The organism is Mammaliicoccus sp. L-M44, assembly GCF_022386355.1.
Taxonomy (GTDB): domain Bacteria; phylum Bacillota; class Bacilli; order Staphylococcales; family Staphylococcaceae; genus Mammaliicoccus; species Mammaliicoccus sciuri_A.
The window spans coordinates 1-477 of record NZ_JAJNIU010000071.1 but is presented as its reverse complement, the minus strand read 5'-3'; the positions used below and the strand labels follow the sequence as shown (position 1 = coordinate 477).

General features: G+C 31.2%; 1 protein-coding gene. It reads right to left on the bottom strand.

Translation table 11 applies throughout. The features are described from left to right. Positions 1 to 477, bottom strand: a 477-nt coding sequence (locus LQ611_RS13955) for an IS3 family transposase (RefSeq protein WP_107618429.1), incomplete at both ends; no start/stop codon positions are given.

Genomic DNA, 477 nt, shown 5'->3' with positions numbered 1-477 from the left:
AGAGGCATGAAAACATTCTATTGGGGCATTATCAGCTGGCGTTCCCTTACGGGACATGCTTCTGGTAATGCCTTTTTCTGTACATAGGGCATAGTATTCATAAGAAGTATACACACTTCCTTGATCACTATGTAATATAGTACCTGGTTCCAATTGAAGTTGTTTTAATGTCTCATTTACTAATTCTTGATTTTGTTTATTACCGATTTTATATGCCACAATTTCACCATTGTAAGCATCCATGATAGATGAAAGATACAACATTGTATTCCCGAAGGGTAAATAAGTGATATCTGTTAAAAGTACTTCTAAAGGTTTCTCTGCTTTGAAGTTTCTATTTAATAGATTATGTGTCTTATAATATGCATTCCCTGGTCTTTTCGATTTCTTCATTCGTACTTTACAATTTAAATTATGTTTTTGCATAATCCTTTGTACTTTTTTGTGATTAATTGGTTTATTATTTTTTCTATTTAA